We start from the raw sequence: 18,605 nt of genomic DNA on the forward strand, positions 1-18,605 counted from the left end.
TTGGCCGATCATTGTCCGCGCGCCCTGTCTGAGCTGGCGTGATATGAATGGCGTAAGCGGCCGCCGTGGTCGTGCGGATATTTAAGAATCGTTTCGGCCGCGAAAAAGGCCGATATGTTCTTCGGTGAAAGCGAAATCCGGTGCGGGCCCCCTCTCTGTCCGTTGAATCCGCGCCGGTGGTTTCCCCGAGGAGGAAGCAATGCGTGCAAAACTGACCGCCGGACTGCTGGCCGCCACCGTCGGCGCCTGCGTGCTCGTCCCGACGGCGTCGGCCTTCGCGGCGACCGGTCAGCCGGGTGCTCCGCGACCCGTGGCCACCACGACCCCCAAGCAGGACGCCGAGCAGGATCTCAGGCAGGGCGTCAGGCGGGATGGCGGCAAGAAGGACTCCCGCCGCGCCGCCACCTCGCTGACCATCACCGCCTCGGCGGGTGAGGAGACGGCGAAGCGGTCCCGTGACGACCGGCGTGCCAAGCAGTTGACGCTCTCGGGCACGCTGACCTCCGGCAGGTCGGGCCTGGCCGCCCAGACCGTCGCCGTCTACTTCCGCACGGCCGGCTCCACCCGCTACACGTACGTCACCTCGACGCGTACGGGGTCGCGCGGGCAGTACAGCGTGAAGGTGAACACCGGTGGGACGGGCACCTGGAAGGCCGCCTTCGGCGGCACGCCGGCGAAGCAGCAGAGCTCGGCGACGGTGAACGTCGCCTGACCTCCCCGCCGTGACCGGGGGCGCGTTCGGGAGGAGCCGGAACGCGCCCCCTCTTCCCCCTCCAGCCGGCCATGCCCCCTATCGCGAGCGGCCGTCTCCGTCGGCAGGCTGTACGGCCTTGACCCTGACGCAACAGGAGGCTCGACGATCGCGGCATGAGCGAGTACATCAGCCCCGTTCCCATGCCCGCGCTCGACGCGACCGCCCCCGAGATCTACCGGGAGTACTACGGCATGCCGATGTTCGTCACCATCCCCACCCGCGACCTCGAAGCCTCGAAGGACTTCTGGACCCGCGGGCTCGGGTTCATCGATCTGTTCTCCGTGCCGGATCGGCTGACCCACCTGCGACGCTGGGCCTTCCAGGACGTCCTGCTCGTGCCCGCGGAACACGTGGGCGAGGTCCCGGCGATGAGCGTCAGCTTCGCCTGCGTCCTCAGCCAGATCGACCGGATCGCCGCGCGCTGCGAGGAACTCGTGCCGGGATGCACCAGCGGCCCGAGGGAGATGCCGTGGAACTCCATCGAGCTGACGGTCGTCACGCCGGAGAACGCCAGGGTCGTGATGACGGCCGCGCAGCCCCTCGATCCGCACAGCGCTCGGGCGGACGACCTGCGAGCGATAGGCATCGAGATCCCGGCCGAGTGAGCACCCGGTACGCCCGTCCCAGGCCGGGGGCCTTCGGCGACGTCGGCGATACTGGGCCGGTGACGAGCGACGCCCGCGACTGCGAACCGGCCACCGCCGGACAGGACGGCTCCGACGGCCTCACCGTCGGCCGGGCGGGCGCGCTCGTCGGGGTCAGCGTCAAGACGCTGCACCACTGGGACGCGATCGGCCTCGTACGTCCGAGCGGGCGCACCTGGGCCGGATATCGGGTGTACTCGGGCGACGACGTCGCGCGGATCCACCGCGTCCTCGTCTACCGGGAGCTCGGGTTCCCGCTCGCCGAGATCGGCCGGATCCTCGACGACCCGGGCGCCGACGCGCGCGACCACCTGCGCCGGCAGCGGACGCTGCTCGTGGAGCGCATCTCCCGCCTGCGCAAGATGGTCGGCGCGGTCGACCGCATGCTGGGTGCGTCGAGCACCGTCATGCGATTGACCCCGGAGGAGCAGGTCGAGATCTTCGGCGACGACTGGGAGCCCGTCTGGGTCGACGAGGCCGAGGACCGCTGGGGTGACAGCGCGCAGTGGGCGCAGTACGCCGAGCGGGCCGGCGAGATGACTGCGGAGGACTGGAAGAGGATCGCGGCCGAGACCGATGCCCTGAACGCCGACCTCGCCGCCGCGAAGCGCGCCGGCGTCACGCCCGGGTCCGCCGCCGCGAACGCGCTCGCGGAGCGGCACCGCGCGTCGATGTCGAGGTACTTCGACTGCACGCACTCGATGCAGGCCTGCATCGGGCGGATGTTCACCGCCGATCCCCGGTTCGCCGCCCACTACGACGCGATCGAGCCGGGCCTGGCCGTCTGGCTGCGCGACACGATCTGCGCGAACGCCGGGGCCCACGGCGTCGACCCGGAGTCCGCCACCTGGCAGTAGCCCGGCGTCATCGAACCCCGGTAGACGCTCACGAGCGCGACTCCGGTGGCACGTAGCCGAAGGTGGGGCCGGCCGTGGTGCCGGCCGTGGTGCCGTCCGTGTCGGGCATCAGCATCAGGGCGTCGGCCCGGGCCTTGAGCGCGTACATCGTGCCGACGGCGGCCCCGAGCAGTGCCGGGTCGCCGTTGAAGGCCTGTTCCAGCTGGTGCAACAGCGTGCAGTAGGTGCTGTCGAACTCGTGCTGCGCGGTGCGGATCGCGCTGCCCGGAGCGTGGTCGGACAGCCGCGGGTTGGGCCGCATCGGGTGCACGGCGGCGAAGTCCACCGAGATCGGCTCACCGGTCGGCCCGGACTGCGGGGTGTCGCCGCGCCGGTAGCGCCGGCCCAGTTGGAGCTCCCGGAAGCGGTAGTAGTGGGCGACCTCGTCCCGATCGGGGTGGAAGACGTCCTGGTCCCCGTCCCAGACCTCGCCCCGGGCCGTACCCTCGCCCTGTTCGACGATCTCCTTCAGCGCCCCCAGCGCCGACTCCAGATCCTCCACCGCGAACAGCGATCCCGCGGTGTGCCGGAAGTGGCTGCCGCTCACCTGGCGCGCGGGGTCGCCGCAGAAGACCTCCCGCTCGCCCAACTGCTCGCACAGGTGGCGCAGTCCCTGTTCGATCGCGTCGTAGAACTGCCCGATCGTCTCGTAGCCGTCGCCTTCCGCCGGGGCGCCGGGCGAGGCCGGCTGTTCCAGGCGCAGGAACATCTCCAGGGCCTGCGGGCCGAACGGCAGCAACGACAGCTCCAGATCGCTGTGGGGCAGCCGCCGGGGATACGGCGGCAGCATCTCCGGCATGTCGAGGCGCGGCCGGCCGCCCACGGCGTTGAGCAGGTTCGCGGCCAGCGCCAGGTGCAGCATCTCCTCGGCGAAGACGCCGCCCACCACCTCCACGGCCTCCGGATTGTGCTCGGGGTCCAGCGAGTACAGCGCGCACAGGTACGGCGGCAGCGTCGCGTGTTCCAGCTCGACCGCCCACTGAAGGTGCTCACGCAAACTGTCGAGAGAGTCGATTGGCCCCGGCCCGGGGACGGCGACGGTTCCCTGCGGTTCCAGATCCTTCATCGAAGTCCTACCTCACTGGCAGAAGTGGTGTTGGTTCGTCCGGCGCAACCGGTCGAGGGCTAAGACCGGACAGCCGTCGGACTTGTGACAGCCGCCGGGAAGTTCTTCGCGATCCATGAGCTCCGCGCCGGACGCGCTCAGGCGGCGGCCGGCCGTGGGCGGGCGCGGGTGCCTCTCGCCACAATTCCGATCTGATTCGCCCGTTGACGGGCGGTGCCACATTTCGTACGTTCCGCGTAGGCCGCACCCCGGGCGCCCCGGACCGGAAGGGGTTGCAGTGACCAGCGAGCTGAACTCGAACGGGACTGATCCCAATACTGGGCCGGATATCGGGCCGGATATCGTGCCCGGACCACTTGCCACGCCACCACCGGAGTTCGCCCGCAGACGCGAGTGCGGGCCGCTGGAGCCGGCGACCATGCCCAGCGGTGACCGCGTCCCGATGGCCGTCCGGTACGAGGACGTCCGCGCCCTGCTGGCCTCGCCCACATCCAGCCGCAATCTCCGCCTCCCCGGGCTGCCGCGGTTCGTGAGCGGCGTCGGCATCGACGACGACCCGGACGCGCTGATCAATCAGGATCCGCCGGAACATACGCGCTACCGCCGGATTATGCACGGCACCTTCACCCCGCGCCAGATCGAACCGTGGCGTCCCCGCGTCGCGGCGATCGCCCGAGAGCTCCTCGACGGCCTGGACGATCCGTTCGACCTGGTCCAGGGATACGCGCTCCAGCTACCGGCCCGTGTCATCTGCGAGATGCTCGGTGTGCCGATGGACCACTACGAGCAGTTCGTCCGGTGGACGGACATGTTCCTGACCACCTCCACGGCGACCGAGCAGGCGCGTTACGAGGGCTACACCGACTTCATGGCCTATGCCGCAGAACTGGTCGCCCAGCATCGCCTCTCGCCTGGCGAGGACCTCATCGACCTGCTCATCCAGGCCAGGGACTCCGGCGACCGGCTGTCGGAGGGCGAGCTGGTCAACACCGTCTTCTCTTTGATCACGGCCGGCTACGAGACGACCGCCTCGATGATCGCCCGTGGTGTCTTCCGGTTGCTCCTTCACCCCCGCCAATGGGACGAGCTGGTCGCCGACCCGGCCCTGACGGCCACCGCCGTCGAGGAGATCCTGCGCTTCGACGGGCCGCCCGCCAGTGCGTTCATGCGCCGCATCACGGAGGACACCGACCTGCCCAGCGGCTCGCTGAGCGCGGGCACGGTCGTGATGCCGAACCTGAACGCGGCCAACCACGACCCGCAGGCGTTTCCCGAGCCCGGCCGGTTCGACATCCACCGTTTCACCGGCCATCCGCCCAACCCCCATGTGGCATTCGGGTACGGCCCGCACCGCTGCCTGGCCGCCAGTCTCGCCAGGGTCGAGCTCACCGAGGCGATCAAAGCGCTGGTCACCCTGCGGCCCGCTCTCCGCCTGACCGCCTCTCCCGAGTCGGTGACGTGGACCGATGGCCTGGTCCTCCGGCCGGTCGCCATGCACGTCACCTCGGGGGCGGCGGACGCCTGACCGAGGCGGGGCCGGCGCGTCTGACCGGCGGGTGACCGCGGCCACCGAGCCTCAGTCCGTGACCCCGGTGCCCTCGACGTCTTCCAGCACCTCGACCGCGGCGAGCAGACCGCGCAGGCCGATCTCCTCACGTTCGGCGTCCGTCGGGTCGAACAGCCAGTCGGTGACCGGCAGGCCGGCGGCGTCCTCCGGACGGCTGGACTCGACCCCGATCACCTCCGCCTCGACCTCGATCTCGAGTTCGTGCAGAAATTCGTTCTCGTCGCTCGGAGCGGTCATCGTTCCTCTTCTCGTGTCCTGTGTGGGTGAATGGCTCGGCCCGGGGGCGGGACGCGACGACCGCGGCGACCCGCGCGGCACGACGGAGCAGCTGCACGGACGGAGCAGCGGCACGGCCGGGGCAGCCGCGCGGACTGGGCGGCGCGGACTGGGCGGGGCGGCGCGCCGGTGATCGCGGTCATCGCGTGCGCCCTCAGGGACGTACGGGCCTCGTCGCCCTACTTGCCCGTAGCGGAGCTTTCGAGCCAGTCGTGGTAGCGGATCGTGCCGAGGGTGGCGTCTGCGATCGGGACCAGCGACCGCTCGCTCAGCTCGCTGCCGAAGTAACGCGCGTGCGGGTCGGTGACCACCTCGCGCGGGTCGCCCCAGGCGGCCAGCGCCTGCCGGAAGAACTCGTCCATACGGAACTGCTCGGGCCCGGCGATCTCGACCCTGCCGTTCAACGGCGACCCCACCGCGGTCCGGGCGACCGCCTGGGCGACGTCGTCGCCCGCGATGGGCTGGAAGAGCACGGGCGCCATGTGCACCTTGCCGTCCACCATGGCGTCGTCCGCGATGCCGCGGTCGAACTCGAAGAACTGGGTCGAGTGCACGAGCGAGAACGGGATCCCCGACTTCTCGATCAGCTGCTCCTGAGCGATCTTCGCCGCGAAGTAGCCGTTGTCGGGCATCCGCTCGGTCCCCACGATCGACACCGCGACGTGGTGACCCACGCCCGCCTCCGCCTCCGCCGCGAGCAGGTTGCCGGTGGAGGTCTCGAAGAACTTCAGCACCGCGGCCCTCTCGAACGACGGCGAGTTCGACACGTCGACCACCACCTGCGCGCCCGCCAGCACCTCGGCCAGCCCCTCGCCGGTGAGCGTGTTGACGCCGGTTTGCGGCGACGCCGCCACCGCCTCGTGGCCGTGCTCGCCCAGCTTCTTCACCAGCTTCGACCCGATCAGGCCGGTGCCGCCGATTACCACGATCTTCATCGCGCTCTCCTTCTGTCCCCCGGGCCACCTCGTTGCCACCCGGTCGCCAGCTAAGACCGGACAGCCCCCGGGGTTGTGACGGCAGCCGCGAAGTTCACGCCGGCTCGTCACCGGTCAGGAGAGGCGGATCATGACGACGTGCTCCCGCACGCGCCCCGGCGGCCGCCGTCCACATCGTGACGGCGACCAGCAGAACGCAGACGGCTGCGATCGCCGCGACCGTGCCGGCCACGCCGATCCAGGGCGTCGCCAGCGGCAGCGACAAGACGATGACGACGCACGGCAGAACCGCGGCGGGGAACATGACGGGTTCAGTGACGACAAGCACGTGCACCGCCCACAGCAGAGCGAGATACACCCCTACAGGGACGGCGACCGCGTAACCGAGCGCCGGCGACGACGACGCCGCGACGTCGTGCCCGCTCTTCTCCACCGCCACCTCGAGCCCGGCGCCGAGGGCCGCCAGAGCCGCGAAGATTCCGTAGTGGCCGTATCCCCACAGGTAGGACCGACGACGGCGGTCACTGAGGCCGTCCCCCGCAGGCCCGAGGAAATACAGCCACCAAAGAGCGAACAGCAGGACGAGACCGGCGATCGCGATCAGGACGAAGGGACCGCCGACCGCGTCCGCCTCGAGCGCTCTTCCGACCCCCCTGCTCGCGGCCAGCACGCTCTCGCCGAGCAGGATGATCGTGAACAGGCCGTAGCGCTCGGCGATGTGGTGCGGGTGCCAGTTGGTGGCCATTGCTCGCTCCGCCCACCAGGGCACCGCGAGTTCCAGGGCGACCAGGCACACGAAGAACGGCAGGCCGAAGGACGAGGGCAGGACTCCCGTCTCCACGAGGAAGAGCCGCGCCAGCCAGCCCATCTGCACGAAGGTGATGCCGCCGGCGTAGCGGAACGCGGTGCGGCGCCTCGCCGGGTCCTCGAGACCGGCCCGCAGCCATTGGGCGACGAGCCCGATCCTCATGACGAGGTAGCCCAGCGTGATGATCCCGTAGTCGGAGTGGCTCGCCGCGGCGGGCACGCCGGCGGCGAGGACCAGCACACCGGCCATCTGCACCATGGTCAGCAGCCGGTAGGCGACGTCGTCGGTGTCGTAGGACGAGGCGAACCACGTGAAGTTCATCCACGCCCACCAGATCGCGAAGAACACCTGGAGGAACGGCACCAGCCCGGCCAGGCCGTGACCGACGGCGATGTCGTGTGCGAACTGCGCGGTGACGGCCGCGACCGCGATCACGAAGGTGAGGTCGAACAGCAGTTCGAGCTGACTCGAGACGCGATGCGGCTCATCGATGGCACGAGCGCTCATCCGGACCCTGATCCGGATCGTTGTGCCTGCTGGTGGCAAGGTCCTGCTCCTGTCGCTGCGCAACGTACGGTCGCCTGGAAGAGTGGCAGAGTTCCGATTTCTGACAAAACGGCACCGAGATCGCGCGCTCGCCGCAGGAACACGCGGAACGGGCACCGGCGGGGTGCCGGCCCATCAGCGGGCGAGCCACTCCCGATAGGTGGTCGTGGCGATGGCGGCGCCCTTCTTGGCGACGAGGGCATGGCCCGAAGCGGCGGCGTACATGCCGGCGCTGTCGTCGGTGACGACCGCGCGGTGGTCGCCTCGGGCGGCGAGGGTGATCCTGCCCAGCTCGTCGAGCGCGAAGACCTCGGGCCCCGCGATGTCCAGGGTGCCGCGCAGCGGGACGCCCACGCTGACGTCCGCCACGGCCCGGGCGACGTCGTCGGCGGCCACGGGCTGCATGAGAGTGGTGGGCAGGCGGACGGTGTGCTCGTCGGAGGTCCAGGACAGCACCGTGTCGACGAACTCGAAGAACTGCGTGGAACGCACGATCGAGTACGGCACGGGGCCCGCCTTGAGCAGATCCTCCTGCAGCACCTTCGCCCGGTAGTAGACCGAGCCGGGCACCAGGTCGGCGCCCACGATCGACAGGATGACCGCGTGGCCGACGCCGGCCCCCTCGGCGCCGGTCAGCAGGTTGTCCATCGTCTTCCGGAAGAAGGCGGGCGAGGCGTCGTCGAAGGTCCGCGGCTTCGTCAGGTTGACGACGACGTCGGCGCCTGTCAGCGCCTCGGGCAGGCCCCGTCCGCTGAGCAGGTCGAGACCGGTGGACGTCGAGTGCGGCACCGCCTCGTGCCCGCGCGCGTTCAGGATCGTGACGACCCGGGATCCGATGAGACCGGTCCCCCCGATGACAGCGATCTTCATTTCCTGGCCTTCCTGGTTCTCGGACACGACGATACGCACCGCCTCGCCTTCGACTCCGAACGCGAAGGGGCCGCCCGCCTCGCAAGACCGGACGATCACACGGTTCGTGACAGATCCCGGGATCGCCCTGAGCCGGAGCCCCCCGGCCGGAGGCGCCGAAACCGTGAGCAACGAGACGTCCCCGTGCCCACGGAGGCTGTCGGCAGGGACGCCGTGAACCCTTCCGTCCTCGTGCCCGTCTCAGGTGCATGAGGCGCATCTGGCTCGTGGCCATGCTCGTGACGCTCGCCGCGTGTGGGACGGCGCCTGCGGCGACCGCGCCCTCGATGCGATACCAAGCCGACGCGACCGTGCTGTCCAGCCCCGAGCACGGCCCGCAACTCTGCGCCGCGGTCGCCGAGTCCCTGCCGCCCCAGTGCGGCGGGCCTGACATCGTCGGATGGGACTGGAACGCCGTGAAGCACTCCGCTCGCGGCGGCGTGCGCTGGGGCGAATACCACGTGGTCGGCACCTGGGACGGAAAGACCCTGACACTGACCGATCCTCCGAGCCCCGCCCCGCGTCGCAACGCCCCGCGCGACCGATCCGACCTCACCACGCCGTGCCCGGAGCCCGTCGGCGGCTGGCGCCCAGTCGACCCGGCGAAGGCCACGGAGAGGGCGATGGAAGCCGCGATCGACAAGGCCCGGAAGCTTCCCGGGTACGCGGCGGCCTGGCTCGACCAGAGCTACCTCGACGAGATCAAGGGATTCGACTCCCAGGATCCCCGATGGGTGGAGCGATACGCCAACGACCCCGAACGGCTCGTGCTGAACCTGCGGTTCACCGGTGATCCGAACGTCCACGAGGCCGCGATCCGCGAGGTCTGGGGCGGCGCACTCTGCCTGAGCCGCGCCCGGCACACCGAGGCGGAGCTACGTGCGCTCCAAGAAAGGGCGCAAAAGGAGATCAAGGACGTTCACTTCGCCTCGATCAACGAGCGGGCCGGTTACGTCGAGATCGGGCTCTGGGTGGTCACACCCCGGCTCCAGCGTGAGGTTGACGAGAAGTACGGGAAGGGTCTCGTGGTTCTCGAAGGCTTCCTCAAGCCGGTGGGCTCATAGACGTACGACGCATGCCGGGGCCCCAGGGCGAGGGAGAGGAAGGCCGGCTCAGAGGCGACCGAGGCGGGGAGAGGGGCACGCCCTGCAGGGTTCGAACCCCCGCCCGTCGGACTGGAAATGGAGATGCTGCTCCGGCCTTCCCGGGCTTCGACCTACTCCTGCTGAGCCAGGCATCCCGCTGAAATCGCAGGGATCACGGGCCGTTATGGGGGCTGCGTCGCTTGATGTCGAAGAGCGCGTTTCGACGGTGATTCCCTAATGCTCTTTGTGCAGCTATATCTGGGCCATCGGTTCAGCAGTGCTCGCATTTGCCGATGTGTGGTCGGCGTCCGCCGGGCCGGTTTGTCGGTGGGACGATCTAACGTCCTCGCCATGACTTCAGCGACGCAGGCGTACACGTACGCCGCGCCCTCCTCTCTTGTCGACGGCCGTCTCGGATTGGCGACCTCCGGCGGGCGGGCCCTGTCCGGCCCGGCCGTGGCCCCCCGGTTCTTCAGCGGCGTGGTGACCCATGCGGCCCCCGCCGCGGCGGGCCTGCTCGGCGTCGCCGATGTGGCGCTGGCCCGTTACCACCAGCCGCAGGCGCGGCCCGGCTGGGTGCGGGACCCTGTAGTGACGTGCAACGGAGACCGGCTGCGGTTCGAGTCGTTCTCGGCCTGTGGCGGCGTTTACGCCCGGCTTGATCTGCTGAACGGCACGCTCGACGGCGAGGTGTTCGACCGGGGCACCACCAACGTCGACGTGAACGCGCCGCTCCGGGAGGCGCTGGCGCGGATCGGCGCGCGTGACCCGTTGCACCTGGGGGTGGGCCTCGACGAGCTGGTCGTGACCACGACGGACGGCGCGGTGGTGGAGAAGAAGGTGCCGCTGCCCGAGCGCTGGTTACGCGGCTTCGCCGAGGTGCAGGTCATCGCCTCGGGAATGGACCAGCGCGGTGAGCTGACCGGCATGGCGGCGGTGCGGTTCCTGCGCGGCCTGCCCAAGAAGGGCACGGTGTGGGTGGCGCAGGCGGGGCGTGAGCTCAAGGTCTCCGACCGTCAGGTTCCGGGCTCGGTCCAGCTCGCCGGCCCCAACCGGCTCGGCACCCTCCTGCCGCTGCTGCGCTTCGCGAAGTCCCTCCGGGTGTACGGTCCGGCCGACGCCGCCTCCAGCGCCTGGGAGCTGGAGATGCCGGGCATGCGCTACACGCTCACCCTCTCGCCCGAGCGCTGGCGCGGCTTTTCCGGCGAGGGCGCGGTGCTCGACGACCTGGCCACCGACGAGGCCGAGAACGACGCCGACGTCGTGGGCATGCTGCTCAACTTCGAGCCGGAGGTCGAGATCGGCCTGCTGGCCGACCGCGCGGGCATCCCCGCCGATCGGGTGCGGGCCGCGCTGACGCAGCTCGGCGTCGCCGGCCGGGTCGGCTACGACCTGTCGGAGGCCGCCCACTTCCACCGCGAGCTGCCCTATGACAAGGACAACGTGATCCTGCTCAACCCGCGGCTGGCCAAGGCCCGAAAGCTCGTCGACGCGGGCGCCGTGCACCTCGAAGGCGAGCTGGCCACCGTCCGCACCTCGGGCGGCGCGCGCCGGGTATCGCTGGCCGACGGCTCCTGCACCTGCGAGTGGTGGTGGGACCAGCGCGGCTCCCGTGGGCCGTGCAAACACGTGCTGGCCGCCCGGATCGTCGCCCGCGCCGCCGTGGAGGTCTCCCGATGACCCTCTGGACGGAGATCTGCGGCCTGATCACGCGCAACCAGGTCAGCCGCCTGGCCGACCGGCTGGTCACGCTTACCGAGGAGGAGCGGGCCGAGCTGGGCGGGCGGTTGCCCGGCCTCGTCAAGGAGCTGCGCCACGCCCGCACCGAGCAGGTGCGCGCCGAGCATCCCGACGACTTCGAGGAGATGGCCTCCTGGGAGGTCGGCGACCTGCTCGACAAACTGGCCGGCGCGCTGCTGCTGACCGGTGTCGGCGTCATCACCGGCCCGGCGGCCGCCGTAGCGTGGATGACCAGCCGCGACGTCAACCGCCGCTGGGCCTATGAGCCCAACGTCGCCCAGGTGTGCCGGGTGGCGGCCACCCGCCCCCGCGAGTGGCGTCGCGATGTCGCGGTCCGGCTGGCCCAGCGGGTGCGCCGTCCCGCCGACCGCATCGCGCCGCTGGCCGTGGCGCTGCTGCGCGAGTCCGGCGCGGTGCCGCCCGACCACGACCCGCTGGTGGCCGCCTGGCTGGCCGCGCCGAGCGTGGCCGGTGACCCGCTGACCCCCGTGCTGCTGCCTCGTGTCTTCGACGCCGACGGCGCGGGCCGCGTCCTCCGTGACGAGCGGCTGGAGCCCAAGCCGACCCGCTGGCTGGCCGCCGCCGCCCGCGAGCTGCCCAGGGAGCAGGTGCTCGACGGTTGCGTGAGCCGTTTCCTGCGCGGCGGCGAGGCGCAGGACCTGCGGTTCTTCGTCCGGCTGCATACGCTCCTCGACCCCACGCCCGCGGAGGCCGCGCCCCGCCTGCGCGACTACCTGCGGTTGTTGCCGTCGGCTCCGGGCACGGTCGCCGAGCTGGCCGCCGGGCAGGTGCGCGGGGCGATGCCGCTCGACCACGCCGACCTGGTCGAGGCGGTCGACGCGCTCACCTTCCGGGACGAGGCCAAGCTCGCCGCCACGGGCCTGCGCTGGCTCGACCAGGCGATCCGGGCCACGCCCGAGGCGGCCGCCGACTTCGTGACCGCACTGACCACGGCCTATGCGCACAAGTCTTTCGATGTGCGCAACCGCGCGGTCGAGCTGACCCTGAAATACGCCGAGCTGTTCGCCGACCACGCCGAGGCGATCCTCGACGGCGTCCGCCACCTCCCCGCCGACCTGGGCGCGAAGCTGGCCGAGCGGTTCGGCGGGGAGACCCCGGCCGAGGAACTGCTGGAGCAGAAGGAGTTCCCGCCGCTGCCCGAGCTGCCGGAGGCGCGGCGGTTCCCCGAGCCGTCGATCTTCCCCGACTACCACGAGCGCTGGATCGGCCAGGAGCGCTGGCTGGCGGCCTTCGTCGCCGGTATCGCCGACGACCGGGAGAAACTGCGCCGCACGCTCAAGCCCCACGTCGAGCAAGACCAGGGATATTGGCGGTCCAGAAAAGTGCGCCTCGACCCCGACGACTGGCAGTCGGCTCTGTCGGCCGAGCTCGTCACCCCCGGCAGTGTGCCGGAGCTACCGCCGATCGGCCCGATGAAGTTCTGGGACGACGCGAGCCACTCCGTGAGAGTACGCGTCCTCACCCGGGGTGAGGAGCCCGACACGGATCCGTCGCCCCGGCGGATCACGGTGGGCGGGGCCTACCGGCCTGGCCGCTACCTCGACGACGACACCCCGCTGCGCGCCTTCTTCATCACCTGGACCAGCGACGACGGCCCGGACGGGGCGGTGGCCCGCGAGGGCGACCGGCAGGTCCCCTTCGCCAGGGGCCGGATCCACCTGAACGGCACCCCCACCGACGTCGAGCAACCGTGGCATCACGGCGCCGAAGAGGAGGATGACGAGGAGATCTGCGACGACAGACTGCCGGATCGCCCCCATCCGGTGCGGACGAGACCCGGCGTCTTGTACGACGACTCCGTGGAGGCCATGCCGTTCTTCATCCTCGACCGCGCCTACGAGCACATGGCCGAGCTCGGCGTGGACCCCGCCCGGATCGCGGCGATGCGGGCGGGGGAGCAGGTGCCCCCGCCGAACCCGGGCGAGCCGCTCGTGCAGGTGACCGTCGTCTTCGTCCCACCCCGGCTGCGTTCCTTCATGCCGAAGGAGTTGCCCGAGCACGACGAGTGGCGGCGGCGCAACCAGCTGCCCCACCCCAATCGCGTCTCCCCGCTCGACGACTTCCTGCTGCACCGCTACGCGGAACTCGCCGAGGCCCTCCGCAACGGCACCCTGCCGCCGGTGCTGCTGGCCACGCCGACCTGGATGAGCGGTCACCTCGATCCCGACGTGCTGGTCGACCGGCTGGAGACCTGCGCCGCCGCCGGCGTGGAACCACCACCGGCCGACCTGGCGCAGGCGCTGCTGCGGTTGCCCCGGGGCTGCCACCCGGCCGCGGCCGACCGGGCCGCCAAGGTCGACTCGGAGGCGGCGCGATCGGCCGCCCGCTGGCTCGCCGGTGGCGGCATGGCCGACCCCGAGTGCGGCCACGTGTGGCGCCACATGGTCGGCGCATCCATGGTCGAGTTCGGTGACGGAGAACCGGAGCACTTCACCGAGGTCAGACTGCAGCCCGTGCTGCGGGTGACGGCCCCGACCGGCCATCAGCTGATCGACGAGGTCCTGCTGCGCCAGCCGTTCGAGTGGACGGTCGACGAGTTCGCCGGCACGCTGCGGGCATGGCCCGCCATGGTGCCCTCGCACCGAGAGGTCGCGGCCGTCAACTTCCTGCCCTACCTGCTGCGCGGCCACTGGGGCGCGTCGGTGGCTACGCCGGAGATCACCGGCCTGGAGATCGCCGAGGGCCCTCTGGGCGAGTCCACGGCGGTGATCCTCGCCTTCCTCCTGGCCGGCAGCGTGCCCGGTGTGATCCCGCTGGTCCTGCGCATGGCCGCCAGGGGCGAGCTGCCCGCCGAGGCGATCGGCCGCCAGCTCGCGCTGGTGTTGCGCCGCACCTGGCGGGAGACCCGTCCCGCCATCGCGGCCCTGACCGAGCTGGCCGACGCCGGCGGCCACCACGAGGTGTGGCGCATCCTGCGCGCCCTGCTACCCGGGATGCTGCCGGGCGAGGGCCGGCGCATCACCGTGACTCACGCCGAACTCGTCGCCTTCGCCGCCGACGTGGCGCGCTGGACCGGCGCGCGCGGGGAGATCCCGGTCATCGGCGAGTTCGCGCAGAGCCGCCGGACGACGCGCTTCGTCCACGAGTGCAAACGCCTCCACGCCCAGCTCACATCAGCCCCATTCGTAGCTCCGCAGCGAGTCACCTGATCAGCTCGCCGCACCGGGATGCACGACGAAAGGGGGCATCGCGGACCGCCTTCCCAGGTCGCGGGCTGGGCCGGGCACAGCGTGGAGAGCCTGCTCTCCATCTACGCCAAGTGCGTAGTCGGCCAGGACGAGGCCGCCAAGCGCCGCATCGCCGACGCTCTCCTGGAGTAACGGGGAATGGCGCACATATTCGACGCGATCGTCCGTGGCGGCCCGGTGTCAGCCGAGCACCACGGGGTTCGTGAAGAGCCCCTGGCCTGCGTTATCGCAGGTCGGGGCGCTCTTCATGGTCACCGGTCAGCGCGTAGGGAACGTGCTCGTCGGGTCGACGCTGTCAGTCGCCATCCAGATGAAGCTCCAGTGCAGGATTGGCTGCGCACTCTCGGGCAAGGTCTTCGAACTCCTGGAGCACCCGGACGTCTTCGGCTGTCACGGCGAAGGCTCGAAGCCGAGCCAGCTCTCCGATGAACTGTGGCATCTCGGCCGAGGTCAGGATCACACTCCTGTAGGGGTCGATCCTCTCCAGCATCGGACTCACGCTACGCCCACGGATTTGATCCAGGAGGCGAACGAACGCATCGTTGTGATCCAACGCCATGGCGACGGGCGTGAGCCTCCTGCTCTTGGGGCTGGACCTCGTCGTTCCACCCGCATCAGCACGGCGTCTACGCCCATGATCAAAGCCTACGCGGGGCCCTGATCCCCGCCGGGCCCTTGGGCGCGCCTGGGCCTCGAATCGTTCGCAATCTGCAGCTACCGATCGGCCGGGCCGCCCCGATAACGAGACCCTGCGGCGTTCGCTGCGGGAGTTCGCCTTCATCCCGGCCCACCGTCGCCCGGCCCCCTCGCCGGAGATCGCAGCGGCGCTGCGCTGGCTGGAAGCGGCCTCGCTGCCGTTGACCGCCCTGAAGGACGTCAAGCACACCAGAGCGGTGGATCCCGCCCAGGCGCGCGAGCTGCTGGCGGCCTTGATCTACTGCGGCCGGACGCGGGGACCGATGCTGGCGGGATGTTTCGCCGCACCTACTTCGGCGGCCGGTCACGGGAAGGACGTCATGTTGCGCGTCTACGGGAAGTGCATCGACGAGCAACGCGAGATCGCCAACCAGCGAATAGAGGGCGCTTTTGCGTCATAAGTCATCGATGGCGAAATACTGGCCTGGTGGAACTCTCTCCTGGGCTCAGGAATCGGCTGGCTGAGCTGAGAGGTGACCTTCTCCGGGGTCGGCTCTCCGGGACCGCGCCGGAGGCCGGCTGGCTGGCTTGCGAGCTCATCGAGGCCGGCCTCAATAGTCCTGCCGTCTGGGAACTCGCGGGCTATGCAATGTCCATCGGTTCCATGACCGAAGTCGAGCCGCTCGTCCGTGAGGTGCTGGTCGAGAGCGGCTTGCCGCCCATTGATCTCCAGCGCAGGCCATGGGAGGTCGCCCGGGATGTCGCGCAGGGCATCGCCGAGGGCACGGTTCCGATCACCAAGGGCGCGGATTTCCTGATCTTCGAACTCGTCGACAAATGCGCTCTTAAGGAGATCTATCTGCTGCAGGGGATGGTGGATGACTGGGAGGACATACGGGACACCCCACCAAGTGACGACGAGATCCGAGAACAAGCGAGAAGGATCGTGGACGCCGCAACAGACCGGCTGGCGGCGATGGTGGATCAGGAGTCGTGAGAAGTGGGAACGGCGCCGGTCAAGGGCCTCGGATCGCTCCCGGCTCCTTCGGCGTTCTCCGGGGTGGGTCTCATTCGGCAGAGGTCCGGAAGTGCCACCGACCTGGGAAACGCGGGCAACATCATCCCGCGCCTGGCGGCCACCGACGGCTCTCGTCGGCGTACCACTGCACACGCGATCACGGCGCGATCAAGCAGAAGCCCAGGTCGGAGCCCAAGAAGGCTGATGAGAGGAGCGCGCCCTGAGGGATTCGAACCCCCGACCGTCGGATTAGAAGTCCGATGCTCTATCCAGCTGAGCTAAGGGCGCTCGTGCCTAATTCTGCATGATCCGGGGACCGGGTACACACCCGGTTTCCCGGACATGGGCCGGACCGCGCCTCGCAAGGGCCCCGAGCCCGGTGGCCGAGCCCGTCGGAGACGGCCGGTCGGCCTGCGCCGATGCAGCTCAGGCCCTCGTACGGGCCCCTGTGTGCGACGGCTCGCGATGTTCCGATCGTGCAGCGTCCTGTGCCGCCGACCGGAGCGGGAACCGACTGCGGTCGGGTGATCACGCGGCTACACTGCATCGCCATGTCCGTACGCGAGATCCCGCTCATCGGAGACGTCTCGGAGGGGGTCGTACGGGTGGGGGCGACGGTGCGGCGGCCGATGCGGCCCACGTCGCCGTCGGTCCACGCGCTGCTGCGGCACCTGGAGTCCGCCGGGTTCGACCGGGCGCCGCGGGTTCTCGGAATCGACGAGCGGGGCAGGGCGATCCTCACGTACGTCGAGGGTGTGGTGCCCGCGCACCCCCTGCCGGCGTACGCGGTGAGCGACGAGGCGCTGACCACTTTGGCCCGCCTGCTGCGGCGCTTCCACGACGCGGCGGCCTCGTTCAGTCCGCCTCCCGGCGCCGTCTGGGAGGACGGCTCGGCGCCGGAGGGGCCCGCCGAGCTCGTGGGCCACTGCGACGTCACCCCGGCCAACGTCGTCTTCCGCGAGCGGCCCGGCTCGGGACTGCTGCCGTACGCGCTGATCGACTTCGACATGGCCAGGCCGACGACGCGGCTGTTCGACGTGGTCACCACGTTGCGGCACTGGGCACCGCTCGCCGATCCCCTGGACCGCGATCCGCTGCAGCGGTCCCTGGACGCGGCGGCCCGCGTGCGGGCCTTCTGCGACGCGTACGGCCTGCCGATGCGGGACCGGCTCATGCTGGTGGAGACGGCCAGAACGCGGTTCGGCCGCTCCTACGCGCTCATGCGGCACCGGGCCAGGACGCTCGGCGGGGGCTGGGCACGCATGTGGGACGGCGGCGCGGGCGGGCGGATCAGGCGGGCGGCGGCCTGGCTCGACGCCAACGAGGACGCGATCCAGCGCCGTCTCCTCGGCGACGAGCCCATCTCGTGACAAATGGGCACGTACGGCAGAATGCCTGCGTGATCCGGATCATGGACGGTGCCACGGCGGCGGGGCTGCTCGCCGGGGCCGCGATCGACGCCGCCGTGGGGGATCCCCGGCGGGGGCATCCCGTCGCGGTGTTCGGCAGCCGGGCCGCCGCCCTGGAAAAGCGCATATATCGCGATTCGCGGTTGGCGGGCCTGGCGTACACCACCGTCTGCGTCGGCGCGGCGACGGCGGCGGGGCTGCTCGCCGAGCGGGCGACCCGGTCGAGCCCGGTCGCACGCGCCGCGGTCACCGCCGCCGCCACGTGGGCGGTGCTCGGCGGCACGACCCTGGGCAGGGAGGGCGCGCTGATGGCCCACGCGTTGAAGGAGGGCGACCTGGCCGCCGCCCGCGCACGCCTCCCGCACCTGTGCGGGCGCGACCCGTCCGGGCTGGACGCCGGGGAGCTCGCGCGCGGCACGGTCGAGTCGATCGCGGAGAACACCTCGGACGCCGTCGTCGCCCCGCTCGTGTGGGGCGCGCTCTTCGGCGTGCCGGGCCTGCTCGGCTACCGCGCGGTGAACACGCTCGACGCGATGGTGGGCCACCGGTCGCCGCGCTACGCGAGGTTCGGCTGGGCCTCGGCCCGGCTGGACGACGTGGCCAACTACGTGCCGGCCCGGCTGACGGCCCTGCTCACGGCGGGCCTCGCCGGTCTGGCAGGCGGTTCCCCACGCCGCGCGGCGGCCGTCCTCGTGCGGGACGGGCACCGCCACCCCAGCCCCAACTCCGGACGCTGCGAGGCGGCCTTCGCCGGGGCCCTCGGCGTACGCCTCGGCGGGGCCAACGACTACGGCGGCAGGGTGGAGCACCGCCCGGAGCTGGGCGACGGGCCCCGCCCGGCCGTCTCCGACATCCCCAGGTCCGTACGGCTGGCGCGCGCGGTGTCGTGGGCGTCGGTGGGCCTGGCGGTCGCCGCACGCCTGGCCTGGGCGCAGGCCCGTCGAAGGGATCCACGATGAGCGTGCTCGTCCTGCTGCTGGGCTTCGCGGTCGTCTTCAGCATCGCCGTCGCGGTGATCGTGGTCGTGGTGCTGGCGCTGCGCGCGTCACGGCGGCCCGCGCCGCCACCGCGAGATCGGAATGATCCGTCCCAGGATTGGTAGGTTCG

The 18,605-nt window shown here is 70.9% G+C and carries 18 protein-coding genes and 1 tRNA gene; 12 read left to right on the plus strand and 7 right to left on the minus strand.

Going from position 1 to position 18,605, the window contains the following annotated elements; all coding sequences use genetic code 11:
* Positions 1-199: 199 nt before the first annotated feature.
* The 3 genes from ABZ860_RS11870 to ABZ860_RS11880 all read left to right on the plus strand — a co-directional run bounded on the left by ABZ860_RS11870 (position 200) and on the right by ABZ860_RS11880 (position 2,255).
* A complete protein-coding gene (locus tag ABZ860_RS11870; protein ID WP_357218577.1) occupies positions 200-712 on the plus strand; it encodes a hypothetical protein in 513 nt (170 codons plus the stop codon).
* A 155-nt stretch (positions 713-867) separates the two neighbouring features.
* Positions 868-1,359: a VOC family protein gene (locus ABZ860_RS11875; RefSeq protein ID WP_357218580.1), complete on the plus strand. Its 492-nt coding sequence runs from the start codon at positions 868-870 to the stop codon at positions 1,357-1,359.
* Between the two features lie 59 nt (positions 1,360-1,418).
* Complete coding sequence (locus tag ABZ860_RS11880) at positions 1,419-2,255, plus strand: MerR family transcriptional regulator (protein ID WP_357218582.1); 837 nt, start codon at positions 1,419-1,421, stop codon at positions 2,253-2,255.
* A gap of 28 nt (positions 2,256-2,283) precedes the next feature.
* On the opposite strand, the gene ABZ860_RS11885 is transcribed toward ABZ860_RS11880, so the two are convergent.
* A complete protein-coding gene (locus ABZ860_RS11885; protein ID WP_357218584.1) occupies positions 2,284-3,360 on the minus strand; it encodes a ferritin-like protein in 1,077 nt (358 codons plus the stop codon).
* Between the two features lie 343 nt (positions 3,361-3,703).
* Between ABZ860_RS11885 and ABZ860_RS11890 the strand changes: the two genes are divergently transcribed.
* Entirely contained in the window at positions 3,704-4,885 is a 1,182-nt protein-coding gene (locus ABZ860_RS11890; RefSeq protein ID WP_357218586.1) for a cytochrome P450, read from the plus strand.
* A 51-nt stretch (positions 4,886-4,936) separates the two neighbouring features.
* Here ABZ860_RS11890 and ABZ860_RS11895 read toward each other — a convergent pair whose 3' ends face one another.
* The 4 genes from ABZ860_RS11895 to ABZ860_RS11910 all read right to left on the minus strand — a co-directional run bounded on the left by ABZ860_RS11895 (position 4,937) and on the right by ABZ860_RS11910 (position 8,362).
* Positions 4,937-5,164: a hypothetical protein gene (locus ABZ860_RS11895; protein WP_357218589.1), complete on the minus strand. Its 228-nt coding sequence runs from the start codon at positions 5,162-5,164 to the stop codon at positions 4,937-4,939.
* Between the two features lie 218 nt (positions 5,165-5,382).
* Entirely contained in the window at positions 5,383-6,138 is a 756-nt protein-coding gene (locus ABZ860_RS11900; protein ID WP_357218591.1) for an SDR family oxidoreductase, read from the minus strand.
* A gap of 94 nt (positions 6,139-6,232) precedes the next feature.
* Entirely contained in the window at positions 6,233-7,453 is a 1,221-nt protein-coding gene (locus ABZ860_RS11905; protein WP_357218594.1) for a low temperature requirement protein A, read from the minus strand.
* Between the two features lie 174 nt (positions 7,454-7,627).
* The gene (locus ABZ860_RS11910; RefSeq protein ID WP_357218597.1) at positions 7,628-8,362 is read right to left on the minus strand and encodes an NAD(P)H-binding protein; all 735 of its coding nucleotides are present in this window, start codon (positions 8,360-8,362) and stop codon (positions 7,628-7,630) included.
* Between the two features lie 248 nt (positions 8,363-8,610).
* Here ABZ860_RS11910 and ABZ860_RS11915 point away from each other — a divergent pair, with 248 nt between their 5' ends.
* From ABZ860_RS11915 to ABZ860_RS11930, 4 genes are all read left to right on the plus strand, one after another.
* Positions 8,611-9,465, plus strand: a complete 855-nt coding sequence (locus ABZ860_RS11915; protein ID WP_357218599.1) for a hypothetical protein — start codon at positions 8,611-8,613, stop codon at positions 9,463-9,465.
* Positions 9,466-9,837: 372 nt separating this feature from the next.
* The gene (locus ABZ860_RS11920) at positions 9,838-11,166 is read left to right on the plus strand and encodes an SWIM zinc finger family protein (protein ID WP_357218601.1); all 1,329 of its coding nucleotides are present in this window, start codon (positions 9,838-9,840) and stop codon (positions 11,164-11,166) included.
* A complete protein-coding gene (locus ABZ860_RS11925) occupies positions 11,163-14,396 on the plus strand; it encodes a hypothetical protein (RefSeq protein WP_357218604.1) in 3,234 nt (1,077 codons plus the stop codon). The genes ABZ860_RS11920 and ABZ860_RS11925 overlap by 4 nt, the downstream gene beginning before the upstream one ends.
* A gap of 18 nt (positions 14,397-14,414) precedes the next feature.
* Positions 14,415-14,567, plus strand: coding sequence for a hypothetical protein (locus tag ABZ860_RS11930; protein WP_357218607.1), 153 nt, complete (start codon positions 14,415-14,417; stop codon positions 14,565-14,567).
* A 163-nt stretch (positions 14,568-14,730) separates the two neighbouring features.
* Here ABZ860_RS11930 and ABZ860_RS11935 read toward each other — a convergent pair whose 3' ends face one another.
* Positions 14,731-14,925, minus strand: a complete 195-nt coding sequence (locus ABZ860_RS11935) for a hypothetical protein (protein WP_357218610.1) — start codon at positions 14,923-14,925, stop codon at positions 14,731-14,733.
* A gap of 633 nt (positions 14,926-15,558) precedes the next feature.
* Between ABZ860_RS11935 and ABZ860_RS11940 the strand changes: the two genes are divergently transcribed.
* The gene (locus tag ABZ860_RS11940; protein WP_357218613.1) at positions 15,559-16,068 is read left to right on the plus strand and encodes a hypothetical protein; all 510 of its coding nucleotides are present in this window, start codon (positions 15,559-15,561) and stop codon (positions 16,066-16,068) included.
* A gap of 235 nt (positions 16,069-16,303) precedes the next feature.
* Here the strand turns inward: ABZ860_RS11940 and ABZ860_RS11945 are convergent.
* A tRNA-Arg gene (locus tag ABZ860_RS11945) sits at positions 16,304-16,377 on the minus strand.
* Between the two features lie 263 nt (positions 16,378-16,640).
* On the opposite strand from ABZ860_RS11945, the gene ABZ860_RS11950 reads away from it, so the two are divergent.
* Genes ABZ860_RS11950 through ABZ860_RS11960 form a run of 3 tightly spaced genes read left to right on the plus strand, consistent with a single transcriptional unit; the run spans position 16,641 to position 18,600 of the window.
* Complete coding sequence (locus tag ABZ860_RS11950; protein WP_357218615.1) at positions 16,641-17,459, plus strand: aminoglycoside phosphotransferase family protein; 819 nt, start codon at positions 16,641-16,643, stop codon at positions 17,457-17,459.
* A 41-nt stretch (positions 17,460-17,500) separates the two neighbouring features.
* Positions 17,501-18,457 carry a cobalamin biosynthesis protein gene (locus ABZ860_RS11955; protein ID WP_357218789.1) on the plus strand — a complete coding sequence of 319 codons (957 nt, stop codon included), beginning with the start codon at positions 17,501-17,503 and terminating at the stop codon, positions 18,455-18,457.
* Complete coding sequence (locus ABZ860_RS11960) at positions 18,454-18,600, plus strand: hypothetical protein (protein ID WP_357218617.1); 147 nt, start codon at positions 18,454-18,456, stop codon at positions 18,598-18,600. Before ABZ860_RS11955 ends, ABZ860_RS11960 begins: the two co-directional genes overlap by 4 nt.
* Positions 18,601-18,605: the final 5 nt, after the last annotated feature.

Origin of the sequence: Microbispora sp. NPDC046973 (assembly GCF_040644495.1) — a bacterium.
Lineage (GTDB): Bacteria > Actinomycetota > Actinomycetes > Streptosporangiales > Streptosporangiaceae > Microbispora.